Raw genomic sequence first — 25,804 nt, forward strand, 5'->3', positions numbered from 1 at the left:
GAAGCGAACGATGGTCCCTGAACACCCCGACGCCCCCGACGGCGAGACGACCGCGCTGGCGCTGAAGATCCTGGTCGCCGGCGGATTCGGCGTGGGGAAGACCACGCTGGTGGGCGCGGTCAGCGAGATCCGGCCGCTGCGCACCGAGGAACTGCTCAGCGAGGCCGGGCGGACGGTGGACGACACCGAGGGCGTCGACCGCAAGGTCACCACGACCGTCGCCATGGACTTCGGCCGCATCACCATTCGCTCCGGGCTGTCCCTGTACCTCTTCGGCACCCCCGGCCAGGACCGGTTCTGGTTCCTGTGGGACGAACTGGCGCAGGGCGCCCTGGGCGCGGTGGTCCTCGCCGACACCCGCCGCCTGGAGGACTGCTTCCCCGCGGTGGACTACTTCGAGCACCGGAAGATCCCCTTCGTGGTCGCCGTCAACTGCTTCGCGGGCGCCCGGCAGCACGACGCGGGCGACGTGTGCCGAGCGCTCGACCTGGACCAGGGGACACCCGTGGTGCTGTGCGACGCCCGCGAGCGCGACTCGGGCAAGGAGGTGCTGATCCGGCTCGTCGAGTACGCGGGGCGCATGCACACCGCCCGGCTGCTGGACTCGGTGGGGTGACGGCTCGGCCGGCTCGACGGGTCGGCGGCGGGACCGGCCGGCCGCTGTCAGTCCGCCACGCCCTTCTCCGCCAGGACCTTGTCGACCGACACCCGGACCAGAAGCTCCCCCGGCACGCCGTTGCGGTCCCCGAACTCCTCGGCGCGTTTCTCGCCCATGTACCGCGCGCCGATCCGGGCGGCCCAGTGCCGCAGCTCCCCGGGGTCCTCCGACAGCCGCGCCCGGCCCTCCAGCACCACGTAGGCGAAGGGCGGCCGGTCGTCGTCGACGCAGAGCGCGATCCGCCCGTCCCGGGCCAGGTTGCGCCCCTTCACGGTCCGCGCGCCGGTGTTGAACACCACGTCGTTCCCGTCGAGCACGAACCAGATCGGCGCCAGGTGCGGGCGGCCGTCGGCCCGGACGGTGGCCAGTTTGGCGGTGCGGGTCCCCAACGAGACGAATCCCCGCCACTCTTCCTCGGTCATCTTCTGTCCCATGGCTCTCATCTTCCTTGCCCGGGGCCCGGTCGTGGGGAAGGCTGGCGCAGGGACCCTCCCGACGGAGGGCGCCACACGGGGCACACACGGGGACAACAGGGGGAGACACACGACATGGGCCAGAACCAGGGACTCGACTGGCTGCTGGACGACCTGACCCAACGCGTCGAACACGTACGGCACGCGCTGATCCTGTCCAACGACGGGCTGGTGACGGGGGCGAGCACCGGACTGCGCCGCGAGGACGCCGAGCACCTGGCCGCGGTGTCGTCCGGACTCCACAGCCTCGCCAAGGGGTCGGGGCGGCACTTCGGGGCGGGCGGGGTGCGCCAGACGATGATCGAGTTCGACGACGCGGTGCTCTTCGTCACGGCCGCCGGCAGCGGCAGTTGCCTGTGCGTGCTCAGCGGAGCCGAGGCGGACATCGGGCACATCGCCTACGAGATGACGCTGCTCGTCAACCGGGTCGGCGAGAACCTGGACGTCGGCACCCGGCGACCGGAACCGGGGACGGGCGTCTGACCTGTGCCGTCGTCGTCGCGACGAGGGTTGTCCACAGGCTCACCACGCTGAGTGACGATGCGGCTACGGTCTTTCCCGTGGCAGGCGGGCGCAACCGGCGCCGGCCGCCCGCACCGACGGGGGAGACGCACATGTCCCGACAGCAGACGGCTGCCACGCCGCGACCGGTCACGGCACTCGACATGGTAGGTGGCACGGCACCCGAGCCCGTTCCGGCGGAGGGCACCTGGGTCACGACGGGCCGTGCGGCCCGGGAACTCGGCCTGCGGCGCACCGAGTTCGACCTCGCCGTGCGACTCGGCCGCATCCGCACGGCGCCCGGACGGGACGCGGGGGAGCGGAGGGTCGCCCACGCGGAGATCGAACGGCTCCGCGCCGGACCGGGCTTCCCCGAGTCCCTCCGCCGCAGCGTGCACGCCGTGGGGACGGCGGAGGGCGCGGACCTCCTCGACGTACCCAAGTCCCGGTTCACCCGTCTGGCGCGGCTCGGACTGCTGGTGCCCGTGACGTTCTACCTGAACCGCTACCGCGCCGTCGTCTGGCTCTATCTCGCCGACGAGCTGCGGCTGTTCGGCGACGACGACAAGAACACGCCACTGCTCACCGGGCGAACGCCGGAGGGACTGCGCGGTCTGCTGGACTCCGGGATCGACCTGCGTCCGCGCAACTGGCGCAGCCGGCATCTGGGCTTCCTGCTCCGCGAGTCCGACGACCCCTGGGCCCGCGCCGGGGCCGTGGCGTCCTTCCTCGACCCGCCGCGGGTGACGGAGGTGGTGAAGGACCCCTACGACCGCTCCTACCTCAACGGGTTCCGCCGACGGCCGCCCGGGGACGGCAGCCCCGACTCACCGGCCGCGCTGCTGAGAGCGGACCTCATGACGGCCCAGGACGCGGACGAGATCGACTGGCTGCGGGCCGACCTGGCCCGGCTGACGGACGAGGCACGTGCGCATCGCCCGGCACCCCGGCCGGGCCCTCACCGGCCCGCGTCCCAACGCCCCGCAGCCGCCCACCGCCCCCTACCCACCCACCGCACGGCACCGGGCACCACCCCGGCCACGGTCCCGGTACGGCACCAGACCCCGGCGGGGCAGGAAGCTCCGGCGCGCCGGAAGTCCTCAACCGGCCCCGGGCGGGGGAGATGCCGCGGCCTGCTAGGCCGCTGGCGCCGGCGAACCGGGGTGACCCGCGGCGCGCGGTGAACCACGGCCCAGCGCATCCCGTGACTCAGAGCGCCCGGAACAACCCCTCCTGGACGACGGACACCAGCATCCGGCCCTCCCGGTCGTAGATCCGGCCGCGGGCCAGACCGCGGCCACCCGTGGCGATCGGTGACTCCTGGTCGTACAGGAACCACTCGTCCGCCCGGAACGGCCGGTGGAACCACATCGCGTGGTCCAGCGACGCCATGTCGAACCCGCGCGGGCCCCACAGCGGTTCCACCGGAATCCGCACCGCGTCCAGCAGCGTCATGTCGCTGGCGTAGGTCAGCGCGCAGGTGTGCACCAGCGGGTCGTCCCCGAGCGGACCGACCGCGCGCATCCACACCGCGCTGCGCGGCTCCGCGCCCTCGACCTCGTCGGGCTTCCAGCGCAGCCGGTCGACGTAGCGGATGTCGAACGGCTGACGGCGCGCCATCCGCTCCAGCTGCTCCGGCAGCGCGCCCAGGTGCTCACGGATCTCGTCCGCGACCGTCGGCAGCGTCTCGGGGTCCGGCACCTCACGGGCCGGCGGCAACTGGTGCTCGAAGCTCCCCTGTTCAGGCTTGTGGAAGGAGGCGGTCAAATTGAAGATGGTGCGGCCCTGCTGCACGGCGGTGACCCGGCGGGTGGTGAACGACCTGCCGTCCCGCACGCGCTCCACCTGGTACACGATCGGCACCCCGGGCCGGCCCGGGCGTAGGAAGTACGCGTGCAGCGAGTGCACCGGACGGTCGCCGTCGGTGGTGCGGCCGGCGGCGACCAGCGCCTGGCCGGCCACCTGCCCGCCGAACACCCGCTGCAGGGACTCCTGCGGGCTGCGGCCGCGGAAGATGTCGACCTCGATCTGCTCCAGGTCGAGCAGGGCGACGAGGCTCTCGGCGGGATTCGTCATGGGCGCGCTTCTCCTCTGCTCACAACTGGCCGACGGCGGTGACCCGGACGACGGCCCGGCCCTCCGCGTCGGAGGCGGTCAGATCGACCTCGGCGCTGATGCCCCAGTCGTGGTCGCCGTTCGGGTCGTCGAAGATCTGGCGGACCCGCCACAGCCCGTTCTCCGGCTGCTCCTCGATGATCAGCAGCTTCGGACCGCGGGCGTCGGGGCCGGTGCCGAGCTCCTCGTACTCGTCCCAGTACTTGTCCATGGCCTCGCCCCACGCGTCGGCGTCCCAGCCCGCCTCGGCGTCCATCGCGCCCAGCTCGTCCACCTGGTCGAGCGCGGCCAGCTCCACGCGGCGGAACATGGCGTTGCGGACCAGCACCCGGAAGGCGCGCGCGTTGGCCGTCACCGGCTTGACCTGGTCGGCCTTCTCCTGCGCCTCCTCGGCGGTCATCACCTCCGGGTTGGCCAGCTGCTCCCACTCGTCCAACAGGCTGGAGTCCACCTGACGCACCGTCTCGCCCAGCCAGGCGATCAGATCCTCCAGGTCCTCCGACTTCAGGTCGTCCGGGATGGTGTGCTCCAGCGCCTTGTAGGCGCTCGCGAGGTAGCGCAGCACGATGCCCTCGGTACGGGCCAGCTCGTAGTGGGACACCAGCTCCGTGAAGGACAGGGCCCGTTCGTACATGTCCCGGACGACGGACTTCGGCGACAGCGGGTGGTCACCGACCCAGGGGTGACTCTTGCGGTACGTGTTGTAGGCGTGGAAGAGCAGTTCCTCCAGCGGCTTGGGGTAGGTGATGTCCTGGAGCCGCTCCATGCGCTCCTCGTACTCCACCCCGTCGGCCTTCATCGCGGCGACCGCCTCGCCGCGCGCCTTGTTCTGCTGGGCGGCGAGGATCTGGCGCGGGTCGTCCAGCGTGGACTCCACCACGGACACCATGTCCAGCGCGTACGACGGCGACTCGGGGTCCAGCAGCTCGAACGCGGCGAGCGCGAACGTGGACAGCGGCTGGTTCAGCGCGAAGTCCTGCTGCAGGTCGACGGTGAGGCGGACGATGCGCCCCTCCGCGTCCGGCCGGTCGAGCTTCTCGACGATGCCGCCGTCCAGCAGCGAGCGGTAGATGGCGATCGCCCGCCGGATGTGGCGGAGCTGCTGCTTGCGCGGCTCGTGGTTGTCCTCCAGCAGCCGGCGCATCGCCTCGAAGGCGTTGCCGGGCCGGGCGATCACCGACAGCAGCATCGTGTGGGTGACGCGGAAGCGGGAGGTCAGCGGCTCCGGTTCGGACCCGATGAGCCTCTCGAAGGTCTGCTCGCTCCAGGCGACGAACCCCTCGGGAGCCTTCTTGCGCACGACCTTTCGGCGCTTCTTCGGGTCGTCGCCCGCCTTCGCCAGCGCCTTCTCGTTCTCGACGACGTGCTCGGGCGCCTGGGCCACCACGAAGCCCTCGGTGTCGAAGCCGGCCCGCCCGGCGCGCCCCGCGATCTGGTGGAACTCCCTTGCCCGCAGCGTGCGCACGCGGGTGCCGTCGTACTTGGTGAGCGCGGTGAACAGCACCGTACGGATGGGCACGTTGACGCCCACGCCGAGGGTGTCGGTGCCGCAGATGACCTTCAGCAGACCCGCCTGCGCCAACTTCTCCACCAGGCGCCGGTACTTGGGCAGCATGCCGGCGTGGTGCACCCCGATGCCGTGCCGCACGTACCGGGAGAGGTTGCGGCCGAACTTGGTGGTGAAGCGGAAGTTGCCGATCAGGTCGGCGATCCGGTCCTTCTCCTCCCGCGTGCACATGTTGATGCTCATCAGCGCCTGCGCCCGCTCCACCGCCTGCGCCTGCGTGAAGTGCACGATGTACACCGGCGCCTGCCGGGCCTCGAGCAGATCGGTCAGCGTCTCGGTGAGCGGCGTGTAGCGGTACTCGTAGGACAGTGGCACGGGCCGGGTCGCCGAGCGCACCACGGCGGTGGGACGGCCGGTGCGCCGGGTGAGGTCCTTCTCGAAGAAGGACACGTCGCCGAGCGTCGCCGACATCAGCACGAACTGCGCCTGCGGCAGCTCCAGCAGCGGGATCTGCCAGGCCCAGCCGCGGTCCCCCTCGGCGTAGAAGTGGAACTCGTCCATCACGACCTGGCCGACGTCGGCGTCCTTGCCGTCGCGCAGCGCGATCGAGGCGAGCACCTCGGCGGTGCAGCAGATCACCGGGGCGTCGGCGTTGACGGACGCGTCACCGGTGAGCATGCCGACGTTCTCGGTGCCGAAGATCTTGCAGAGTTCGAAGAACTTCTCCGACACCAGCGCCTTGATGGGGGCCGTGTAGAAGGTGACCTCGTCCCGCGCCAGCGCGGCGAAGTGGGCTGCCGCGGCGATCATGCTCTTGCCGGAGCCGGTGGGCGTCGAGACGATGACGTTCGCCCCCGACACCACCTCGATCAGCGCCTCCTCCTGGTGCGGATAGAGGGTGAGACCGCGTTCCTGGGCCCACGACTCGAAGGCTTCGTACAGGGCGTCGGGGTCGGCGGTCGGCGGCAGCTGATCGATGAGGGTCACCACCCCATCTTGCCTGCCCGCGCACCCGATGCGGGAATCGGCTGTCGGCCCGAAGATCACTACCGCTACGCTGTGTCGCCGGCGCGGCGTCGACGCACCCGGTCAACCGGGCGGCGGCACAAGAGGAATGGGGCGGGCACAGGCGATGATGGGACCAGCACACTCACTGTCGGGCGCCGCCGCCTGGCTCGGGGTCGGCGCGGCGACGGCCGCGGCCGGACACCCCATGCCCTGGCCGGTCCTGCTGGCCGGTGCGCTGATCTGTGCCGGTGCGGCGCTCGCCCCGGACCTGGACCACAAGGCGGCCACCATCTCGCGGTCCTTCGGACCCGTGTCCCGCTGGCTGTGCGAGATCGTCGACAAGCTCTCCTACGCCGTCTACAAGGCGACGAAGAAGAAGGGCGACCCCCGTCGCTCGGGCGGGCACCGCACGCTGACCCACACCTGGCTGTGGGCGGTCCTCATCGGTGCCGGCACCTCGGCCCTGGCGATAACCGGCGGCCGCTGGGCCGTGCTGGCCATCCTCTTCGTGCACATGGTGCTGGCGATCGAGGGTCTGCTGTGGCGGGCGACGCGCGGCTCCAGCAGCGACGTGCTGGTGTGGCTGCTGGCGGCGGCCAGCGCGTGGATCATCGCCGGTATCCTCGACGAACCGGGCCAGGGCGCGAGCTGGCTGTTCACCGAGCCGGGGCAGGAGTACCTGTGGCTCGGCCTGCCGATCATTCTGGGCGCGCTGGTGCACGACATCGGGGACGCGCTCACCGTCTCCGGCTGCCCGATCCTGTGGCCCATACCGGTGGGCCGCAGGCGCTGGTACCCGATCGGCCCGCCGAAGGGGATGCGGTTCCGGGCGGGCAGCTGGGTGGAGCTGAAGGTCCTGATGCCGGTGTTCATGGTGCTCGGCGGAGTGGGCTGCGCTGCGGCGCTCAACGTGATCTGAACGGGCCGGCGCGGGCGCGCTCAGCCGGAGCTCTCACCGCCGTACCGGCGCTCGAAGCGGGCGACGCGGCCCTCGGTGTCCACGGTCCTGGCCTTGCCCGTGTAGAACGGGTGGCTCTCCGAGGAGATCTCCACGTCCACCACCGGGTAGGTCTCGCCGTCGTCCCACTCGATGGTCTGCTCGCTGGTCGCGGTGGACCGGGTGAGGAAGGCGTATCCGGCGGCCCGGTCGCGGAAGACGACCGGACGGTAGTCGGGGTGCTTGTCCTTCTGCATGGGTGCTCCTCGGGCGGCTGGGGCCCTCGCTCGTGGCGGGGCGCGGCGGGGTCAGCCGGGCAGGGTGTCCTCGTCGACGACGTGCATGGCGGCCTCCTCGGCGGAGGAGGCGGCCCCGTCGATGCCGACGTCGCTGGCGACCAGCGCCTCCTCCTCGTCCTCGTGCACCCCTTCGTCGGGGGCGACGAGCCGGCCGGAGCGTGCCGCACCGACCTCGTTGTCCAGGAGTTCCCCGTCGGTGCCGGAGGAATCACCGAGGTCGTCGCCGTCCGCCGTCCGCAGGTCCGGCAGCTCCTCCGCCAGCCGCTGGTCCAGCGTCTCGCCGTCGTGCCGCTCGGCCGCGGTCACGCCGTGGTGCTCCACGGCCCAGGGCCGCTCCGGAGGGGACCAGCCCCGGTCGAGGGGATCGTCGACACCGTCGGTCTCCAGCGTGTCCTCGGCGTCCAGCAGGCCGGCGTCGTCCTGAATCTCGGACGCGTCGGGCTGGTAGACGTCGTCTCCCCAACCGTCACCGCTGTTCACGGACACCTCCAGGGGGTGGGGCGGGCCCTTGCCCGCCGCGGCCCGTACCGGGCCGGGTCCACGGGCACCGCGGCCGCCCGTGCCCGGTACGCCGGGCGTCGGGCGCTCCCCGAACCGATGCCTGGTTACAGCCTTCCACCGGATCTCCCCACCCCGCAACGCCACGCACCACCACGCCCCGCGCGCACCGGGGTCCGGACGACATCGGACCGGCACCGCCCGCGTGGGGGTGCCGTCCGAAAGGGTGCGGGCGCCGAGGGCCCCGCCATGCGCGCACAGGGGCCGGAACGCCCGGGGGCCGCCGGTCCCGGGTGCGTCCCGGAACCGGCGGCCCCCCCGGGCCGAGCCGTCAGCCGTGCCAGGAGCGCCACAGGGCCGCGTACGCCCCGTCCGCGGCGACCAGCTCGTCGTGGCTGCCCAGTTCGGCGATGCGGCCGTCCTCCACGACGGCGATCACGTCCGCGTCATGGGCGGTGTGCAGCCGGTGGGCGATGGCGACGACGGTCCGCCCGTCCAGGACCCGGGCCAGGGAGCGCTCCAGGTGACGCGCCGCACGGGGGTCGAGCAGCGAGGTCGCCTCGTCCAGGACCAGCGTGTGCGGGTCGGCCAGCACCAGCCGGGCCAGCGCGATCTGCTGCGCCTGCGCCGGGGTGAGGGCGAACCCGCCCGAGCCGACCTCGGTGTCGAGGCCGTCCTCCAGCGCCCGCGCCCACCCGTCGGCGTCGACCGCCCCGAGCGCCGCCCACAGCTCGGCGTCTGCGGCGTCGGTGCGGGCCAGCCGCAGGTTGTCGCGCAGGGAGCCGACGAACACGTGGTGCTCCTGGTTGACCAGGGCCACGTGGGAGCGGACCCGTTCCGCGGTCATCCGGGACAACTCCGCGTCGCCGAGGGTGACCCGCCCCTCCCGGGGCGCGTAGATCCCCGCGAGCAGCCGGCCCAGCGTCGACTTGCCCGCGCCCGAGGGGCCCACCAGGGCCAGCCGGGTGCCCGGCGGAACCTCCAGGGAGACCGTGCGCAGGACGTCCACCCCCTCCCGGTAGCCGAAGTGCACGCCGTCCGCGTGCACCCGGCGCCCGTCGGGGGTCACGTCCGGGTCCCCGGCGTCGGGCTCGATGTCCCGTACGCCGACCAGCCGGGCCAGCGACACCTGGGCGACCTGCAGTTCGTCGTACCAGCGCAGGATCAGCCCGACCGGGTCCACCAGCATCTGCGCGATCAGCGCGGCCGTCGTCAGCTGACCGACGTCGATCCACCCCCGCAGCACGAACACCCCGCCGATCATCAGGACCGAGCCGAGCACCGTGACATGGGTGAGGTTGATGACCGGGAACAGCACCGAGCGCAGCCACAGCGTGTAGCGCTCCCACGCCGTCCACTCCTCGACCCGCCGGTCGGTCAGCGCGATGCGGCGAGGACCCAGGCGGTGCGCCTCCACCGTCCGCCCGGCGTCCACCGTCTCGGCGAGCGCGGCGGCCACCGCCGCGTATCCCGCCGCCTCCGAGCGGTAGGCGCCCGGCGCCCTGCGGAAGTACCAGCGGCACCCGGCCACCAGAAGCGGTACCGCCACCAGCACCGCGGGTGCCAGCTCGGGCGCCGTCACGACCAGGCCGCCCAGCAGCAGGGCCGCCCACACCACACCGATCGCGAGCTGCGGCACGGCCTCGCGCATCGCGTTGCCGAGCCGGTCGATGTCGGTCGTGATCCGCGACAGCAGGTCACCGGTGCCCGCCCGCTCCAGCACGCCCGGCGGCAGCCCGACCGACCGCACCAGGAAGTCCTCGCGCAGGTCCGCCAGCATCCGTTCGCCGAGCATCGCCCCCCGCAGCCGCACCTGCCGCACGAAGGCCGCCTGAACGACCAGGGCGGCCACGAACAGCGAGGCGGTCAGCCCCAGGTGCAGCTCCCGCGCGTCTTCCGAGACCCGCTCCACGAGTCCGCCCAGGAGATACGGGCCGACCATGGAGGCGATCACGGCCACCGTGTTCACGGTGATCAGCAGCACGAAGGCGCGCCGGTGCCGGCGCAGCAGCTCGCTCACGTACGCGCGCACGGTCGCGGGCGCCCCCACCGGCAGCGTGCTGGCCGCGGTCGGAGCCGCCGGGTCGTACGCCGGTGGCGCCACGCCGATCATGCCGTCTCCTCGATCTCTTCGAGTTCTTCCAGTCGCTCCAGGCCGTCCGGGACCTTGTCCGCGCGCGGCCCGCCGTCCTCGCTGTCGCGCCCGGCGGACGCGGTCGCGTCCTCGGTCTCGCGGGTCACCACGGCCCGGTAGCGAGGCTCGGTGCGCACCAGCTCCCGGTGGTCGCCGACCGCCACGACGGTGTCGCCGTGCAGGAACACCACCCGGTCGGCGCGGTCCAGGAGCAGCGGGGAGGAGGTGAACACCACAGTGGTCCGGCCGGCCCGCAGGTCGCGCACGCCCCGGGCGATGCGGGCCTCCGTGTGGGAGTCGACGGCCGAGGTCGGTTCGTCCAGGACGAGCACCTCCGGGTCCGTGACCAGCGACCGGGCGAGCGCGAGCCGCTGCCGCTGCCCGCCGGAGAGCGACCGGCCGCGTTCGGTGATGCGGGCGTCCATCGGGTCCTCGGCGCCCAGCGACCCTTGTACCAGTGCGGCCAGCACGTCTCCGCACTGCGCGGCGTCCAGCGCCGCCTCCGGGGCGACCGCACCGGACGCGGGCACGTCGAACAGGTCCCGGAGCGCGCCGGAGAGCAGCACGGGATCCTTGTCCTGCACCAGGACGGCCGTGCGGGCGCTGTCCAGAGGCAGTTCGTCCAGGGGCACCCCGCCGAGCAGCACCGCGCCGCCCTCCTGCGTGGCGTGTCCGCCGAGCCGTTCGGCCAGCCGTCCCGCCGCGTCCGGGTCCCCGCACACCACGGCGGTGAGCCGGCCGGCGAGGGCGAGCAGCCCGGTCTCCGGGTCGTACAGGTCGCCGGCCGGCACCTCGGCGGGACGCGTCCCGCCGGTGTCCGTGGCCCGCTCCAGCGCCAGCACCCGCGCGGCCCGCCTGGCCGAGGGACGCGAGAAGGAGTAGGCCATCGCGATTTCCTCGAAATGGCGCAGAGGGAACGTAAGGAGCATCACCGAGCTGTAGACGGTGACCAGTTCACCGACGGTGATCCGGCCCTCGCGGGCAAGGTGGACGCCGTACCAGACCACCGTGACCAGCAGCAGTCCCGGCAGCAGCACCTGGACGGCGGCGATCAGCGACCACATGCGCGCGCTGCGCACGGCGGCGTGGCGGACCTCCTGCGAGGCGCGCCGGTACCGGTCGAGGAAGAGGTCCTCGCCGCCGATACCGCGCAGCACCCGCAGCCCGGCGACGGTGTCCGAGGCGAGCTCGGTGGCCCGCCCGGCCTTCTCGCGCTGGACGTCCGCGCGCCGGGTGGCCCGGGGCAGCAGCGGCAGCACCGCGAGCGCCAGCACGGGCAGTCCCGCGGCGACGACGACACCCAGGGCGGGCTCGTAGACGAGGAGGCCGACGGTGACGACGACGATGGTGACCGCGGCGGCGGTGAACCGCGACACGGCCTCCACGAACCAGCCGATCTTCTCCACGTCACCGGTGGAGACGGCGACGACCTCGCCCGCGGCCACCCGCCGGGTCAGTACGGAGCCCAGCACGGCGGCCTTGCGGCCCAGCAGCTGCTGCACCCGGGCGGCGGCGGTGATCCAGTTGGTGACGGCGGCGCGGTGCAGGAAGGTGTCGCCGACCGCGACGCCCGCGCCGGCCAGCGCCATCAGGCCGCCGGCCAGCGCGAGCCGGCCGCCGGAGCGGTCGACCGCGGCCTGGACGGCGACACCGATGCAGAACGGCAGCGAGGCCACGGAGAGGAAGTGCAGCAGGCCCCAGGCCAGCGCCTTCAGCTGGCCGGTCAGCTGGTTGCGGAAGAGCCACCGCAGGAATCGGGGGCCCGAGCGCGCGTCGGGCACGCCCGGATCGGCATACGGAAGGTCTTGGATCTGCATGGCGTCCCAGGGGCTCGATCAGGGGCTGCGGTCCGCCCGCGGACGGCGGCAGCAAACCGTGACAGGTTGGCTCCGTCGCCCACCGCCGGGCAACCGGTTTTTCCCGGCCACCGCCCGCAGCCGAGCCCGGCCTCAACTCCGACCCCGGACCTCGGACCCGAACCCTGCACCCCGAACCCGGGCCTTGGGCCCCGAACCGCGGACCCCGGACGCGGACCCCGGGCCCCGAACTCGGATGCGAACAGGACCCCGGACATGGACCCCGGGCCCCGGACATGGACCCCGGACCGGACCCAGGACCCGGACCATGAACCCTGGGATCGGACCTGAACCTCGGACCCCGGTCCCCCCAAACCCCGGTCCCGGCCCGCGAACCCCGGGGCCGACCGGCGGCCCCCGTCCCTCAGGCGTCAGCCGGCCTCCCTCGCCGGCCCCTCCGCGCAGGGCGGCGCGGCCGGGCCGTCCACCAGGGTGTTCATCAGCTCGCCGAGCAGCTCCCGCTCCCGCTCGCCCAGCGGGGCGAGGATCTCCTCCGCCGCCGCCCGGCGCGCCGCGCGCAGTTCCCGCAGCGCCGCGCGTCCGTCGTCGGTGAGCTCGATGCGGATCACCCGCCGGTTGGCCGGATCGGGGACCCGCCGCACCTTGCCGTGCGCCTCCAGCCCGTCGACCAGGCTGGTCACGGCGCGGGGCACCACCTCCAGCCGCTCCGCGAGGTCGGCCATGCGCGGCGGCGACCCGTAGTGCGCGAGGGTGCGCAGCAGCCGGGACTGGGCAGGAGTGATGCCGAGCTCGCGCCGCTCCAGATGCCGCTTTTGAATGCGGTGCACCCGGCGGGTGAGCCGGAGCAACTGCTCGGCCAGCAGGCCGTCGGGGTCGGGGGCGGTCATGCCCGGAACAATATCAGGACATCGTTCATTGTGAATATAGGTAACAATGAGCAGGGTCCGCTTCCAGAGCGCGGCCCGCACACTGGACGCGGGCCGCTCCCAGGACCCTGTCCGCCTCGCAGAATCCGCCCACCGGCGGGGCCGCCCCGGCCCCCGGATCCGGCCCGAAGGAGACCATGCACCCCGACCACGTACCCGCCTGGACCCCACCCGCCGGAGCCGAGAAGGAACCCCGGCAGGTGCGGCGCATCCTGAGACTGTTCCGCCCCTACCGGGGCCGCCTCGCGATCGTCGGACTGCTCGTCGGAGCGGCCTCGCTCGTCTCCGTCGCCACACCCTTCCTGCTGAAGGCGATCCTCGACGTGGCCCTGCCCCAGGGCCGTACCGGCCTGCTGAGCCTGCTCGCGCTCGGCATGATCCTCAGCGCGGTGCTCACCAGTGTGTTCGGGGTGCTGCAGACCCTGATCTCGACGACCGTGGGCCAGCGCGTCATGCACGACCTGCGCACCGCCGTCTACGGCCGGCTGCAGCGCATGTCGCTCGCCTTCTTCACCCGGACCCGCACCGGCGAGGTCCAGTCCCGCATCGCCAACGACATCGGCGGCATGCAGGCCACCGTCACCTCGACGGCGACCTCCCTGGTCTCCAACCTCACCAGCGTGGTCGCCACCGTGGTGGCGATGCTCGCGCTCGACTGGCGGCTGACGGTGGTGTCGCTGGTCCTGCTGCCGGTCTTCGTGTGGATCAGCCGTCGCGTCGGCAACGAACGCAGGAAGATCACCACCCGGCGCCAGAAGCAGATGGCCGCGATGGCGGCCACGGTCACCGAGTCGCTCTCTGTCAGCGGCATCCTGCTCGGCCGCACCATGGGCCGCTCCGACTCCCTCACCGCCGCCTTCGCGGAGGAGTCCGAGCGCCTTGTCGACCTGGAGGTGCGGTCGAACATGGCCGGCCGCTGGCGGATGGCGGTCATCACGATCGTCATGGCCGCCATGCCCGCGGTCATCTACTGGACGGCCGGCCTCGCCCTGCACTCGGGAGGCCCCGGGGTGTCGATCGGCACGATCGTCGCCTTCGTCTCGCTCCAGCAGGGCCTGTTCCGCCCGGCGGTGAGTCTGCTGTCCACGGGCGTGCAGATCCAGACCTCGCTCGCCCTCTTCCAGCGCATCTTCGAGTACCTCGACCTGCCCGTCGACATCACCGAGCGCGCGGACCCGGTGCGCCTCGACCGGGTCAAGGGCGAGGTCCGCTTCGAAAAGGTCTCGTTCGACTACGACGGCAAGGGCGGCCCCGTGCTCGACGGCATCGACCTCACCGTCCCGCCGGGCGGAAGCCTCGCCGTCGTCGGCCCGACCGGCGCCGGCAAGTCCACCCTCGGTCACCTGGTCCCGAGGCTGTACGACGTCACGGGCGGCCGGGTCACCCTCGACGGCGTCGACGTCCGCGACCTGGACTTCGACACCCTGGCCCGCGCGGTGGGCGTCGTCTCGCAGGAGACGTACCTCTTCCATGCCACGGTCGCGGACAACCTGCGCTTCGCCAAGCCGGACGCCACCGACGAGGAACTGCACGCGGCGGCGAAGGCCGCCCAGATCCACGACCACATCGCCGCACTTCCCGACGGGTACGACACCGTCGTGGGCGAGCGCGGCCACCGCTTCTCCGGTGGTGAGAAGCAGCGCCTGGCGATCGCCCGGACCATCCTGCGCGACCCTCCCGTGCTGGTGCTCGACGAGGCCACCAGCGCGCTGGACACCCGTACCGAGGCGGCGGTGCAGGCGGCCATCGACGCGCTGTCGGCCGACCGCACCACGATCACCATCGCCCACCGGCTGTCCACCGTCCGCGGCGCCGACCAGATCGCCGTCCTCGACTCCGGCCGCGTGGTCGAACGGGGCACCCACGAGGAGCTGCTGGAGCGCGACGGGCGTTACGCGGCCCTTGTGCGCAGGGACGCCCGACTGGAGCCGACAAGATGAAGATATGCCGGGTTTGGGGCGGTATGCGGGTTACCGTGCCCGCATGCAGACGAACACTCCGTCACGGAAATCGATCCGACTGACGCGACGCGGCCGTTTCGCCCTGGCGACACTCGGGGCCGTCGTGGCCGGCACCGCCGTGGCGGTGCCGCTGCTGATCATGAACGGTGACGAGGAGCCCCGTCCGACCACCCTGGTGGTCCCCGCGGGATGGCGGGCGAGTCAGGTCTACGCCGCCATCGACAAGACCCTCGAACTGCCCGCCGGCACCACCAAGAAGTCCCTCGCCAAGGCGGACCTGAAGCTGCCGAACGAGGCCGACGGCAATCCCGAGGGGTACCTCTTCCCGGCCACGTATCCGCTCGCGGACAACACCACGCCGCAGAAGCTGCTGGCCCGCATGGTCGAGACCGCCAACAAGGAGTTCAACGGCGCCCCCGTCGCGGCCGGCGCGCAGCGCAACGCGATGAACGTCTACCAGGCAATCACCGTCGCCAGCATCGTCCAGGCGGAGGCCGCCACCAAGGCCGACATGGGCAAGGTGGCCCGGGTGATCTTCAACAGGCTGGAGCGCGGGATGCCGCTGCAGATGGACTCCACCGTCGGCTACGCCCTGAACCGCGCCGCCGGGAGCACCACCCGCGCCGACGCCGAGGTCGACAGCCCTTACAACTCCTACCGGCGCATGGGGCTGCCGCCGACCCCGATCGCCAACCCGGGCGAGGATGCCGTGCGCGCGGCCATCACCCCCGCCCCGGGCGACTGGCTGTACTTCGTCACGGTTCGGCCGGGGGACACCCGCTTCACCGCGGACTTCGCCCAGCACCAGCGCGACGTGGCCGAGGCCGACGCCGAGCGGAAGAAGTCCGCCGAGAAGTCCGCGCAGCCCTCCCCGGCGTAGCCGCCGCTCACGCCGCGGCCGGCTCCTCGGCCAGCAGCCGCCTGATCTCCCGCACCGCCGCGCGTCCCGCGCGGTTGGCGCCGATGGTGCTGGCCGAGGGTCCGTACCCGACGAGATGGATCCGCGGGTCGGCGACCGCCCGGGTGCCCTCCACGCGGATCCCGCCGCCCGGCTCCCGCAGCCGCAGCGGGGCGAGATGGTCGACGGCGGGCCGGAACCCGGTCGCCCACAGGATCACGTCCGCCGCCACCCTGCGCCCATCCGCCCACACCACGCCGTCGGGCTCGATGCGGTCGAACATCGGCTGCCGGTCGAGCACGCCGTCCGCCAGGCCCCGCCGAATGGCGTCGTTCAGCGGCAGCCCCGTCACGGAGACGACGCTGCGCGGCGGCAGCCCTCGCCGTACCCGTTCCTCGACGAGCGCCACGGCCTCGCGGCCGGCGTTCTCGTCGAAGGGCTCCTCGCGCCAGACCGGCGGCCGCCGGGTCACCCAGGTGGTGGCCGCCGCGTACGGGGCGATCTCCAGCAGGTGCTGGGTGCCGGAGGCGCCGCCGCCCACCACCACCACCCGCAGTCCGGCGAACGCCTCGGGCCCCGGGTACCGCGCGGTGTGCAACTGCCGTCCGCGGAACGTCTCCTGCCCCGGGTAGCGGGGCCAGAACGGGCGGTCCCAGGTGCCGGTCGCGTTGATCAGCGCCCGGGTCGTCCAGGAGCCGTGCGAGGTCTCCACCAGCAGCCGGCCGCCGGACCCCTCGCGCACCGTGAGCACGTCCACGGGCCGGCGCACCCGCAGGTCGAACGTGCGCTCGTAGCGGTCGAAGTACGCGCTGATCACCTCGGAGGACGGCCGCAGCGGATCGGCGTCGGTGAGTTCCATGCCGGGCAGCGCGTGCATCCCGTGCACCTTGCCGTACGTCAGAGAGGGCCAGCGGAACTGCCAGGCCCCGCCGGGGCCGGGGGAGTGGTCCAGCACCACGAAGTCGCGGTCCGGCTCGAAGCCGGACCGCCGCAGGTGATAGGCGCTCGACAGCCCGGCCTGACCGGCGCCCGTGACGACCACCTCGACCTCGCGCATGTTGTTCACGTTTCTACCAACACGGCCGGTGTCGTGGATCTTCCCGGGCGTGCTCCGCCGGGAAGCATGGGCGGTGCGCCAGGATGGAGCACATGTCCGATGCCTTCACCACCCGAGTCCTGACCCTCACCACCGGCTCCGTCGAGCGGGTCGTCGACATCACCCGCGACTGCGAGGCCTTCCTGCGGGAGGCCGCGGCCGGCCGGGACGGCCTGCTCAACGTCTTCGTCCCGCACGCCACCGCCGGCATCGCGATCATCGAGACCGGCGCGGGCAGCGACGACGACCTCCTGGCGGCCCTGCACACCCTGCTGCCCGCCGACGACCGCTGGCAGCACCGGCACGGCAGCCCCGGACACGGCCGCGACCACGTCCTGCCCGCCTTCGTCCCGCCACACGCGACGCTCCCCGTGATCAACGGCCGCCTGGAACTGGGCACCTGGCAGTCGGTGTGCCTGGTCGACACCAACAGCGACAACCCCGACCGCAGGGTCCGGCTCAGCTTCCTCGGCTGACCAGGCCTCAGCCCAAGGACCGCACCACGGTGACCGGGCAGTCCGCATGGTGCAGCAGAGCCTGGCTGACCGAGCCGAGCAGCATCCCGGCGACCCCGCCGTGACCGCGCGCCCCGACCACCACCAGCTGCGCCTCGCGCGTCGCCGCCAGCAGGGCGGGCCGCACCAGGGCCCGTTCGAGGCGCGGCTGGACGAGGACCCCAGGATGCGCGTCCATCCAGGGCTTCACCGCATCCTCCAGCAGCTGCCGGTGCCGGCGTTCGAGCTGGGGGAGGTCCACCACCACGCTCAGCGGATCGGCCGGGCTCTCGTACGGCGTGGGCTCGGTCCAGGTGTTCCAGACGTGCATCGCCGTCAGCGGCGCCCCGCGCAGCTCCGCCTCCGTGAAGGCGAAGGACGCGGCGGCGTTCCCGGCGGGTGAGCCGTCCACGGCCAGCAGGACCGGACCCCGGGGTTCGGGCCGCCCGCGCACCACCATCACCGGACCGTGCGCGTGCGTCGCCATCTGCAGGGCCGTCGACCCCAGCAGCAGATCGCGGAACGCGCTCCGGCCACGCCTGCCCAGCACGGTCAGCACCGCGTGCCGTGCCTCGGCCCGCAGCACGGTCAGCGCCTCACCGGACACCACCGTGCGCACGACCTCCATTCCCGGATGGTGCTCGTGGACCCGCTGCTCGGCCTCGGCCAGTACCCCGTGGATCATCGGATCCAGGTCTGGGGAGCGCGCGAACGCGTGCACGATCCGCAGGCGCGCACCGCGCAGCCGTGCCTCCTCAGCCGCCACGTCGACGGCGTCGAGGCTGGAGGGCGAGCCGTCCACCCCGACGATCACCGTGTCGTCCACCACACACTCCCGTCCCCGGAAGGTGCCACCGAGTACCCCCGCCGGACGCCCGGTACGCGTCCGTTTTCCGGTTGATTGTCCGGAGCGCTCCGCTGACCTGGGGAAACACGAGATCCTTCGGGATTCTTGCCATGGCTCCCGGGGCTGTCCATCCGTGGCAACACCCATGTTCCGGCCGATTGGCGGGATGGCACCATTACGTCAGTGAGGGTCGCAACCCGGTGCCGTGCGACGGTCGGTTGAGCCCCACGCGTCGGACGACATGAGAAGAACGGGAAGGGGACGGGCTGTGCCTGCTCCACGGATGAGCGCGACACCGCTGCCGGGCATCGGTGTGAAATACGACCTCACCACGCGTGAGCACGAGCACCTGTCCGTCATCGCGCACCGCGACGGTGCCCGGACGGTCAACGTGTACCGCTCCGACGACCCGGACGCCTGCGCCCGCTCGATGCGGCTGAGCACCGCCGAGTCGGCCGCGCTGATCGACGCGCTGATGCCGGCCCACCACAGCCCGAACCTGCTGCACACCACGGACCTGGGGCTGGTCGCCGAGCGTATCGAGCTGTCCTCCGTCTCCTACTGGAACGGGCGGCTGCTGGGCGAGACCCGGATGCGTACCGACACGGGAGTGTCGATCGTGGCCGTGCTGCGCAGGGCGGAGGCCATCCCCTCCCCGCCGCCGGACTTCCGGCTGGCCGGCGGGGACACCCTGATCGTGATCGGCACGCGCGAGGGCGTCGACGCCGCCGCCGAGATCCTCGGGCGGGAGTGAGCGCGTGCACTCTTCCGCGATCTTTCTCATCGAGTTCGGCGCGATCATCCTGGGCCTCGGGCTGCTCGGCCGCCTCGCCGGACGCCTCCAGTTCTCGCCCATCCCCCTCTACCTGCTGGCCGGCCTCGCGTTCGGCGAGGGCGGTCTGCTGCCGCTCGGCGCCAGCGAGGAGTTCGTGGCGATCGGCGCCGAGATCGGCGTCATCCTGCTGCTGCTCATGCTCGGCCTCGAGTACACGGCCACCGACCTCGTCTCCAACCTCAAGACGCAGTACCCCGCCGGTCTCGTCGACATGACGCTCAACGCCCTGCCCGGCGCCGCCCTCGCCCTGCTCATGGGCTGGGGGCCGGTAGCCGCCGTGGTGTTGGCGGGCGTCACCTGGATCTCCTCGTCCGGCGTCATCGCCAAGGTCCTCGGCGACCTCGGCCGGCTCGGCAACAGAGAGACCCCGGTCATCCTCAGCATCCTGGTGCTCGAGGACCTGGCGATGGCCGTCTACCTGCCGATCATCACCGCGCTGCTGGCCGGCGTCAGCCTCGCCGCGGGCAGCGTCACCCTCGCCATCGCGCTGGGCGTCGCCGGGCTCGTGCTCTTCGTCGCCGTCCGCTACGGCCGCGTGATCTCCCGCTTCGTCTCCAGCGACGACCCCGAGAAACTGCTGCTCGTCGTGCTCGGCCTGACCCTGCTGGTCGCCGGTCTCGCCCAGCAGCTCCAGGTGTCGGCCGCCGTGGGCGCGTTCCTCGTCGGCATCGCCCTGTCCGGTGAGGTCGCCGAGGGCGCGCACAACCTGCTGGCGCCGCTGCGCGACCTGTTCGCCGCGGTGTTCTTCGTCTTCTTCGGCCTGCACACCGACCCGCAGTCCATCCCGCCGGTCATCCTCCCGGCGCTCGGCCTGGCCGTGGTCACCGCGCTCACGAAGATCGCCACCGGCTACTGGGCGGCCCGCCGGGCCGGCATCTCGCAGAAGGGCCGCTGGCGCGCGGGCGGCACCCTGGTGGCGCGCGGCGAGTTCTCCATCGTCATCGCCGGCCTCGCGGTCACCGCCGGCATCGAGCCCCAGCTCGGCCCGCTGGCCACGGCGTACGTCCTGGTCCTGGTCGTGCTCGGTCCGCTCACCGCCCGCTACACCGAGCCGATCGCGCTGCGCCTGGTCCGGCGTGGCACGACCCCGCCCGACGCCATGCTGGCCCAGCGCTCGACTCCCGCTGCGGAGACGCTGGAGCCGATGGAGGACAGCGGCCGCGACCGCTGATCCCGCACGGCACCCGCACCGCCGGCCCGGACAGCCCCGCGAGGGGACTGCCCGGGCCGACGCGCGTCGCGGGGGCTCAGTCGGCCAGACGCACCGGCATCAGCAGGGAGAAGGCGTGCTCGTCGTCGGGCCGGCGGATCGCGAGCGGCGCCGTGGGGGCGCCGAACTCCAGGACCAGCCGGTCGCGGGCTCCCGCGGCCAGCGCGTCCAGCAGGAACGCCCGGTTCACGGCGACGGGGTCCTTGGCGTCCGCCCCCTCCGGGACCGGGGTGACCCGGCCGTCGTCCGCCACCTCCAGCACCGTCAGTTCACGGCTCACCGCGTTCCCCTCAAGCTCGTGCAGCCGGACGGGACCCGTGCGCACCGCCTCGGTGAGGGCCGGCACGTCCACCTCGGCACGCCGTCCGGCGGGCAACCGCACCAGGCGCCGGTAGTCGGGGAAGTCCTGGTCCAGACACCGGCCGCCGGTCTGCCGGTCGCCCGCCTCCAGACCCACGCGGTCGCCGTCCAGTACGAGGTGGGCCTCGTCCGTGCCGTCCAGCAGCGCCCGCATCGCGTCGACGAGGGGAAGCGGCACGGTCACCCGCACCCGCTCTCCTCGATGTCCCTCGGTGACGGTGCGGGCCACGGCCATCCGGTACCGGTCCGTCGCCACCACGCTCAGGGCGTCACCCGCCATGTCGAGATGGACGCCGGCGAGCACCGGCAGCTCCGGGTCGGTGCCCGCCGCGAAGCGGACCGTGTCCAGCGCGGCGGCCAGCCCCCGGCCGGAGACGGACAGCCGGACGGTGGTGCCGGCGTGGGGTGAGGTCATGGGGTTCTCCCTGTCGTCGAGTAGGGCTCGGAGCGCGGAGAACTCGGCGCGGGCGGACGACAGCCCGTCCTCCAGCCGGCGCAGATGCGCCTCCAGCAGCTGTCGTACGAGATCGGTGTCGGCGGCCGTCCAGCCGGCCAGGACCAGCCGGATGTCCGCCAGCGGCATGCCGGCCCGGCGCAACCGGGTCAGCACCCGTGCCTCGTCGAGCTGCTCCGGCGCGTACCAGCGGTAGCCCGTGACCGGGTCGACCCGGTCGGGCACCAGGACACCGGCACGGTCGTAGAACCGCAGGGCGCTGACGCCCAGCCCGCTGTCGCGGGCCATCTCACCAATACTGCGCATCTCGCTCTCCACACCCGGACCCTGCTGCCTCGACAAGGTCGAGGGTCAAACCCCGCCCGGCGGACCCCTGCGCGGGCCCGCCACGGCACGTACGGCCGCACGGGTGACGGTGTCACCCGCACGGGCGGAGGTGGAGCCCACGGCGTACCACCGGCGCACGGCAGCGCGTTGCTCCTGCATGGACAGCACTGAGACGGCGCGGCGCCTTCTCGGGCACGACGCCGTGAGCCGTACCCGGCCGTACGCGCGACTGACCGGCGGTCACGTGGCGAACACACCGATCTACGCGGAACTCGTCGCGGAGTGGCGGGCGAAAGGCCACACGGTCCCGGGGCACCGGGACGGGCTGTGGGCCTCGTTCGCCGCCGCGACCCCGGGCGACCGCGCTCCTGTGCCCGCCGTGCCGTTCCGTATCCCCGTCCCGCTGCTGTCCCCGGAGGTCCCCGGGGAAGAGGGGCCGCGGCCCGACCTCACCAGCGGTCCGCCACCGCCGGATCCGCGCTGACCGGGGCGAGCACCGCGAGCGTACCGGTCGCCCGGCGCAGCGCCCGCTCCAGCGGCTCCGCCGCGTGCAGGGTGCCGTTGCCGTCCGGCGGGACCAGCCACTCGAGGCGCCCGGCGGGCCGGTAGGGAGGCGGTACGGCCACCCACGAGCCCCGGCTCACGTGCCGCACGCCGAACCCCACCCACTCGCTCCCGGGGTCGGGCGGCAGGAAGAACCCCACGCGGCGTGCCGTGACGTCCACCAGCGTGGGGCCGGGCAGCTCGAGCGGATCCTGCCACAGCAGGTCCAGGGCCAGCAGCCCGAGACGGTCGGGCACGCTCAGCACGTCCCAGTAGCGGCCCGCCGCGAGCAGCGCCGTCCCCTGGCCGCGGTCCCACTGGCGCTTGCATTCCTGCGGGTCCGTGGCGGCCGCGGCCAGCCACTCGACGGCCTGTTTCCACCTGACGCTGTGCATGTCCCACCCCGGGCACGGTCGGCCGCGCCGCTCCGGGCGCGTGCGGTAGCGCCATATGTTCGTAGATATTTCTATCCATCGGAAGGGGTGGGGCGGATCGACGTTTCCGGCGGGCACGCGGGCGGCCATCCAGGGCGAGACGGGAACACCCCCGGAACCGGGGACCGGCAGCCGGGGGTGTCCGAGGGTCTCGGCGGGACGTCAGTCGTCCTGCTCCGCGCGCTCCGCGTCGCGCTTCTTGAGCCGGGCCGTCTCCTTGCGGACCTCGGCCTGGGTGGCGCGCTCACGCTCCAGCCACTCGGGGCCCTCCGACTTCAGCGCCTCGATCTGCTCGGTGGTCAGCGGCTCGGTCACGCCGCCGCGCGCCAGACCGGAGATGGAGACGCCCAGCTTGGCCGCGACCACGGGGCGCGGGTGCGGACCGTCACGCCGGAGGTCGCGCAGCCACTGTGGCGGATCGGTCTGGAGCGCGTTGAGTTCCGCGCGTGAGACGACACCCTCCTGGAACTCGGCGGGGGTGGCCTCGAGGTACACACCCAGCTTCTTCGCCGCCGTCGCGGGCTTCATCGTCTGGGTGCTCTGGTGCTGCGTCATGGCGTCCAGGGTATCGAGCATGTGCACGGCCGCCGACCACGGCCGGTAACCTGGCCAGGTGACAGGCTCGGAAGTGCCCCCCTCGTTCCGGCTCGTGTACGTACCCGGTGTGATGCCCGACAAATGGGTGCGCGTCTGGAACGAGCGGCAGCCCGACGTCCCGCTGACCCTCACCCAGGTGCCCGTCGGCACGGCGCAGGGGTTGCTGCTGGACGGCGGCGCCGACGCGGGCCTCGTCCGGCTCCCCGTCGACCGGACCGTACTCAGCGCCATCCCCCTCTACACCGAGCAGACGGTGGTGGTGGTCCCCAAGGACCACCTGGTCACCGCGGCCGACTCGGTGACCCTGGAGGACCTCGCGGACGACATCGTGCTGCACCCGCTGGACGACGTGCTCGGCTGGGAGACCCTGCCGGGGCGGCCCGCCCTGGAGCGCCCCGCCACCACGGCCGACGCGATCGAGCTGGTCGCGGCCGGGATCGGCGTGCTCGTCGTGCCGCTGTCTCTGGCCCGGCTGCACCACCGCAAGGACCTCGCCCACCGCCCGCTGGAGGAGGCTCCCGCGTCGAGCGTGGCGCTCTCCTGGCCCGAGGGGGAGACCACCGACCTGGTGGAGGACTTCATCGGCATCGTGCGCGGCCGGACCGTCAACAGCACCCGCGGACGCCGGCCGCAGCCGGCGCCGGAGAAGAAGCGCGAGGGCGCCGACCGGGGCGGCGAAGGCCGTCGCCGGCAGCCGCCCGCCGGAGCCGGCGGACGGGGCCGCCGGGCGGGAACCGGCGGCACGGCGAAGAACCCGCGACGGGGCAAGCCCCGCCGCAGGTCCTGACCGCGGCCCGCGACCGCCCTACCGCACCGTCGGGGACGGTGACGGCGCCGGGGAGGCCGTGTTGAGGTCCTCCAGCTCCTTGGGAATCGGCAGGGACAGCACCGGCGCGCCCGCCTGCGGCGCCGGCGGCGTCACCTGCTCGCGGGGCAGCTTCGGCGGGCTGGTCTGCTGGAAGTTGACCTGCTCGTGATTGACCAGCCCCGTCTTCTCCAGCACCGTGATGTGGTCGAGCACGGTGTCGTTGGCCTGGTCCGCGAGCTGCCGGATCAGCGTGTTGCGGGTGTTGGCCCGGATGTTGGCGATGGCGGGGAAGATCTGCCCGTGGGTCACCCGCATGATGTTGACCGCCGTGGAGTCGAACTCCTTGCCGTTCGTGGCCTTGACGGTCTCCACGAAGCCCTGCTGCTGCGGTGACGCCTGGTTCGGCAGCGTGATACCGAGCTCCAGGGAGATCCTGCGGCAACTGGCGTCCAGCCGGCCGTGGCCGACGACCAGGTGCTCGCCCGCCTCCTTCATCTCGGGCGTCGTACCCCGCTCCATCGCCAGCAGCCCCAGGGGGTGCTCCCACAGCCCGGCCGCACGCACCTTCACCACGAAGTCGCGGTCCGCCTCGGTCAGCGGGCCGTAGTTGGTGTTGGCGACCACCCGGTCCGGCTTGGAGGAAGTGGTCTGTACGCCCAGCATGGTGGGATAGGCCAGCGCGGTGAGGGTGAGGATCATGGCTCCGCCCACGAACGCGGTTCCTGCCGTGCTGCGCGAGATGCGCATCGTGCCTCCTGGGATAAGAACGGCCCAACACCAGGAAGTACGGACGGAGAGCGCGTAACAATCACCGTTCCGGAAAGAATTTTCGGCCGCATCGGAGCGAGGCGGCCGGGGCGCCGCCTGGACGCGTCAGGGGCGTCGGTCCGAGGCGGCCAGCCAGTCGAGCGCGGCCCGCGCCGTGAACTCGGCCTGACCGCCGCGCAGGAGCAGACCGGCCGTGGCGAACTCGGGGGCGTCGGCCTGCGCGGCGACGTAGGGGACGGCGATGCAGCGCATCCCGGCCGCGTGCGCCGCCGCCGCACCCGGGGCCGCGTCCTCGACCACCACGCAGTCCGCGGGCTGCGCGCCGAGCCTGCGCGCCGCCTCCAGGAAGACGTCCGGGGCCGGTTTGCCGTGGGGGACCTCGTCGGCCGACACGACGGTGCGCAGATACGCGTCCAGGCCGGTGCCGGAGAGGATCGCGTCGATCGCCTCGGCCGACGAACCCGACGCCACGGCCAGCCGGACGCCCTCGCCCGCCAGCCGCTCCACGAAGGTACGCATCTGCGGGAACACATCCGTCTTCGTGCGGGCCAGTTCGAGGTAGTGGCGGTTCTTCACCGCGACCAGCTCGTCCACCGTCGCGGACAGTCCGTACCGGCCGCGCCAGTCCGTGATCGTCTCGCGGGTGCTGATGCCGACGTAGCGCTCGTGCTCCGCCCAGGAGAAGTCCGGGACGCCGTACTCGGCGAGCGTCCGGCGGCCCGCTTCGAAGTAGTTCGGCTCGCTGTCCACGAGTGTTCCGTCGAGATCGAAGACGACCGCGAGGGTGCCGGGTGCGCTCATGGGTCCAGCATGGCAGGGGCTACTTCCGTGCCGTCCGGCCGATCGACTCCACCAGCGGCAGCAGCCGGTGCGGGACACGTTCCCGCAGTGCCACCTCGCTGCGGGTGCGGACCACACCGGGCAGTCCGATCAGCTTCTGGATCACGTCCTCCAGGTGGGCGTTGTCGCGGGCCACCACCCGCGTCAGCAGGTCGCCGCCGCCCGTGATCGAGAACGCCTCCACGATCTCCGGCACGGCGGCCAGCGCGTCCCCCACCTCGTCGAGGTGCCCCTGGGTGACCTCGATGTGCACGAACGCCAGCACGGGGTGGCCCAGCGCGGCGGGGGAGAGGGCCGGGCCGGTGCCGGTGATCACGCCCTCGCGCTCCATGCGGTCCAGCCGCGCCTGGAGCGTGCCGCGCGCGACGCCCAAAATCCGGGCGTACTCGCGCACGCTGGTGCGCGGCTGCTCCAGCAGCAGCCGCAGGATGCGGGTGTCCAGTTCGTCCACGGCCACGC

The 25,804-nt window shown here is 72.8% G+C and carries 27 protein-coding genes; 11 read left to right on the top strand and 16 right to left on the bottom strand.

The features are described 5' to 3' along the window. Nucleotides 1–10 precede the first annotated feature (10 nt). On the top strand, nucleotides 11–616 hold the full coding sequence (locus B100_RS0113445; RefSeq protein WP_024884962.1) for an ATP/GTP-binding protein: 606 nt from the start codon (nucleotides 11–13) through the stop codon (nucleotides 614–616). 47 nt (nucleotides 617–663) lie between these two features. Here the strand turns inward: B100_RS0113445 and B100_RS0113450 are convergent, their stop codons facing one another. Continuing rightward, nucleotides 664–1,092, bottom strand: a complete 429-nt coding sequence (locus tag B100_RS0113450; RefSeq protein ID WP_024884963.1) for a PPOX class F420-dependent oxidoreductase — start codon at nucleotides 1,090–1,092, stop codon at nucleotides 664–666. Nucleotides 1,093–1,206: 114 nt separating this feature from the next. On the opposite strand from B100_RS0113450, the gene B100_RS0113455 reads away from it, so the two are divergent. Beyond that, nucleotides 1,207–1,614, top strand: coding sequence for a roadblock/LC7 domain-containing protein (locus B100_RS0113455; RefSeq protein WP_024884964.1), 408 nt, complete (start codon nucleotides 1,207–1,209; stop codon nucleotides 1,612–1,614). Between the two features lie 131 nt (nucleotides 1,615–1,745). Beyond that, on the top strand, nucleotides 1,746–2,816 hold the full coding sequence (locus B100_RS0113460) for a DUF6397 family protein (protein WP_037722745.1): 1,071 nt from the start codon (nucleotides 1,746–1,748) through the stop codon (nucleotides 2,814–2,816). 25 nt (nucleotides 2,817–2,841) lie between these two features. On the opposite strand, the gene B100_RS0113465 is transcribed toward B100_RS0113460, so the two are convergent. Further along, nucleotides 2,842–3,708: an acyl-CoA thioesterase gene (locus tag B100_RS0113465; RefSeq protein WP_024884966.1), complete on the bottom strand. Its 867-nt coding sequence runs from the start codon at nucleotides 3,706–3,708 to the stop codon at nucleotides 2,842–2,844. A 19-nt stretch (nucleotides 3,709–3,727) separates the two neighbouring features. Continuing rightward, entirely contained in the window at nucleotides 3,728–6,241 is a 2,514-nt protein-coding gene (locus B100_RS0113470; RefSeq protein WP_024884967.1) for a DEAD/DEAH box helicase, read from the bottom strand. Between the two features lie 145 nt (nucleotides 6,242–6,386). Here B100_RS0113470 and B100_RS0113475 point away from each other — a divergent pair, with 145 nt between their 5' ends. Then, nucleotides 6,387–7,181: a metal-dependent hydrolase gene (locus B100_RS0113475; RefSeq protein WP_024884968.1), complete on the top strand. Its 795-nt coding sequence runs from the start codon at nucleotides 6,387–6,389 to the stop codon at nucleotides 7,179–7,181. A 20-nt stretch (nucleotides 7,182–7,201) separates the two neighbouring features. On the opposite strand, the gene B100_RS0113480 is transcribed toward B100_RS0113475, so the two are convergent. The 5 genes from B100_RS0113480 to B100_RS0113500 all read right to left on the bottom strand — a co-directional run bounded on the left by B100_RS0113480 (nucleotide 7,202) and on the right by B100_RS0113500 (nucleotide 12,834). Next, the gene (locus B100_RS0113480) at nucleotides 7,202–7,456 is read right to left on the bottom strand and encodes a type B 50S ribosomal protein L31 (RefSeq protein WP_024884969.1); all 255 of its coding nucleotides are present in this window, start codon (nucleotides 7,454–7,456) and stop codon (nucleotides 7,202–7,204) included. Nucleotides 7,457–7,507: 51 nt separating this feature from the next. Beyond that, a complete protein-coding gene (locus B100_RS0113485; protein ID WP_024884970.1) occupies nucleotides 7,508–7,978 on the bottom strand; it encodes a DUF5709 domain-containing protein in 471 nt (156 codons plus the stop codon). 349 nt (nucleotides 7,979–8,327) lie between these two features. After that, nucleotides 8,328–10,109 carry an ABC transporter ATP-binding protein gene (locus tag B100_RS0113490; protein ID WP_024884971.1) on the bottom strand — a complete coding sequence of 594 codons (1,782 nt, stop codon included), beginning with the start codon at nucleotides 10,107–10,109 and terminating at the stop codon, nucleotides 8,328–8,330. Further along, nucleotides 10,106–11,947, bottom strand: coding sequence for an ABC transporter ATP-binding protein (locus B100_RS0113495; protein ID WP_024884972.1), 1,842 nt, complete (start codon nucleotides 11,945–11,947; stop codon nucleotides 10,106–10,108). Before B100_RS0113495 ends, B100_RS0113490 begins: the two co-directional genes overlap by 4 nt. A gap of 410 nt (nucleotides 11,948–12,357) precedes the next feature. Next, nucleotides 12,358–12,834 (bottom strand): MarR family transcriptional regulator, encoded by a 477-nt coding sequence (locus tag B100_RS0113500; protein ID WP_024884973.1) that lies wholly within the window; start codon nucleotides 12,832–12,834, stop codon nucleotides 12,358–12,360. 176 nt (nucleotides 12,835–13,010) lie between these two features. Here B100_RS0113500 and B100_RS0113505 point away from each other — a divergent pair, with 176 nt between their 5' ends. Together B100_RS0113505 and mltG are read left to right on the top strand one after the other, a co-directional pair. After that, the gene (locus tag B100_RS0113505; RefSeq protein WP_024884974.1) at nucleotides 13,011–14,813 is read left to right on the top strand and encodes an ABC transporter ATP-binding protein; all 1,803 of its coding nucleotides are present in this window, start codon (nucleotides 13,011–13,013) and stop codon (nucleotides 14,811–14,813) included. A gap of 43 nt (nucleotides 14,814–14,856) precedes the next feature. After that, nucleotides 14,857–15,714: an endolytic transglycosylase MltG gene (gene mltG / locus B100_RS0113510; RefSeq protein WP_024884975.1), complete on the top strand. Its 858-nt coding sequence runs from the start codon at nucleotides 14,857–14,859 to the stop codon at nucleotides 15,712–15,714. 7 nt (nucleotides 15,715–15,721) lie between these two features. Here the strand turns inward: mltG and B100_RS0113515 are convergent, their stop codons facing one another. Then, nucleotides 15,722–16,789, bottom strand: a complete 1,068-nt coding sequence (locus tag B100_RS0113515) for a flavin-containing monooxygenase (protein ID WP_037722781.1) — start codon at nucleotides 16,787–16,789, stop codon at nucleotides 15,722–15,724. 92 nt (nucleotides 16,790–16,881) lie between these two features. On the opposite strand from B100_RS0113515, the gene B100_RS0113520 reads away from it, so the two are divergent. Beyond that, complete coding sequence (locus tag B100_RS0113520) at nucleotides 16,882–17,304, top strand: secondary thiamine-phosphate synthase enzyme YjbQ (RefSeq protein ID WP_024884977.1); 423 nt, start codon at nucleotides 16,882–16,884, stop codon at nucleotides 17,302–17,304. A 7-nt stretch (nucleotides 17,305–17,311) separates the two neighbouring features. Here B100_RS0113520 and B100_RS0113525 read toward each other — a convergent pair whose 3' ends face one another. Next, nucleotides 17,312–18,148 (bottom strand): universal stress protein, encoded by an 837-nt coding sequence (locus tag B100_RS0113525; RefSeq protein ID WP_024884978.1) that lies wholly within the window; start codon nucleotides 18,146–18,148, stop codon nucleotides 17,312–17,314. Nucleotides 18,149–18,452: 304 nt separating this feature from the next. On the opposite strand from B100_RS0113525, the gene B100_RS0113530 reads away from it, so the two are divergent. Both B100_RS0113530 and B100_RS0113535 read left to right on the top strand, forming a co-directional pair. Beyond that, a complete protein-coding gene (locus B100_RS0113530; RefSeq protein ID WP_037722747.1) occupies nucleotides 18,453–18,923 on the top strand; it encodes a cation:proton antiporter regulatory subunit in 471 nt (156 codons plus the stop codon). 4 nt (nucleotides 18,924–18,927) lie between these two features. After that, nucleotides 18,928–20,175: a cation:proton antiporter gene (locus tag B100_RS0113535; RefSeq protein WP_024884980.1), complete on the top strand. Its 1,248-nt coding sequence runs from the start codon at nucleotides 18,928–18,930 to the stop codon at nucleotides 20,173–20,175. Between the two features lie 76 nt (nucleotides 20,176–20,251). On the opposite strand, the gene B100_RS0113540 is transcribed toward B100_RS0113535, so the two are convergent. Next, nucleotides 20,252–21,334: a DNA polymerase III subunit beta family protein gene (locus tag B100_RS0113540; protein ID WP_024884981.1), complete on the bottom strand. Its 1,083-nt coding sequence runs from the start codon at nucleotides 21,332–21,334 to the stop codon at nucleotides 20,252–20,254. A gap of 178 nt (nucleotides 21,335–21,512) precedes the next feature. Here B100_RS0113540 and B100_RS0113545 point away from each other — a divergent pair, with 178 nt between their 5' ends. Next, the gene (locus B100_RS0113545) at nucleotides 21,513–21,839 is read left to right on the top strand and encodes a hypothetical protein (protein WP_037722748.1); all 327 of its coding nucleotides are present in this window, start codon (nucleotides 21,513–21,515) and stop codon (nucleotides 21,837–21,839) included. Here B100_RS0113545 and B100_RS0113550 read toward each other — a convergent pair. Together B100_RS0113550 and B100_RS0113555 are read right to left on the bottom strand one after the other, a co-directional pair. Then, a complete protein-coding gene (locus B100_RS0113550) occupies nucleotides 21,805–22,293 on the bottom strand; it encodes a hypothetical protein (protein WP_024884983.1) in 489 nt (162 codons plus the stop codon). The genes B100_RS0113545 and B100_RS0113550 overlap by 35 nt on opposite strands. Before the next feature lie 201 nt (nucleotides 22,294–22,494). Continuing rightward, the gene (locus tag B100_RS0113555; protein WP_024884984.1) at nucleotides 22,495–22,908 is read right to left on the bottom strand and encodes a DUF5997 family protein; all 414 of its coding nucleotides are present in this window, start codon (nucleotides 22,906–22,908) and stop codon (nucleotides 22,495–22,497) included. 37 nt (nucleotides 22,909–22,945) lie between these two features. On the opposite strand from B100_RS0113555, the gene B100_RS0113560 reads away from it, so the two are divergent. After that, entirely contained in the window at nucleotides 22,946–23,716 is a 771-nt protein-coding gene (locus B100_RS0113560; protein ID WP_024884985.1) for a LysR family substrate-binding domain-containing protein, read from the top strand. Between the two features lie 18 nt (nucleotides 23,717–23,734). On the opposite strand, the gene B100_RS0113565 is transcribed toward B100_RS0113560, so the two are convergent. From B100_RS0113565 to B100_RS0113575, 3 genes are all read right to left on the bottom strand, one after another. Beyond that, nucleotides 23,735–24,484, bottom strand: coding sequence for a DUF4142 domain-containing protein (locus tag B100_RS0113565; protein WP_024884986.1), 750 nt, complete (start codon nucleotides 24,482–24,484; stop codon nucleotides 23,735–23,737). A gap of 126 nt (nucleotides 24,485–24,610) precedes the next feature. Continuing rightward, entirely contained in the window at nucleotides 24,611–25,306 is a 696-nt protein-coding gene (locus B100_RS0113570; protein ID WP_024884987.1) for an HAD-IA family hydrolase, read from the bottom strand. A 19-nt stretch (nucleotides 25,307–25,325) separates the two neighbouring features. Next, nucleotides 25,326–25,802: an Lrp/AsnC family transcriptional regulator gene (locus tag B100_RS0113575; protein ID WP_024884988.1), complete on the bottom strand. Its 477-nt coding sequence runs from the start codon at nucleotides 25,800–25,802 to the stop codon at nucleotides 25,326–25,328. Nucleotides 25,803–25,804: the final 2 nt, after the last annotated feature.

Source organism: Streptomyces sp. CNH189 (assembly GCF_000527195.1).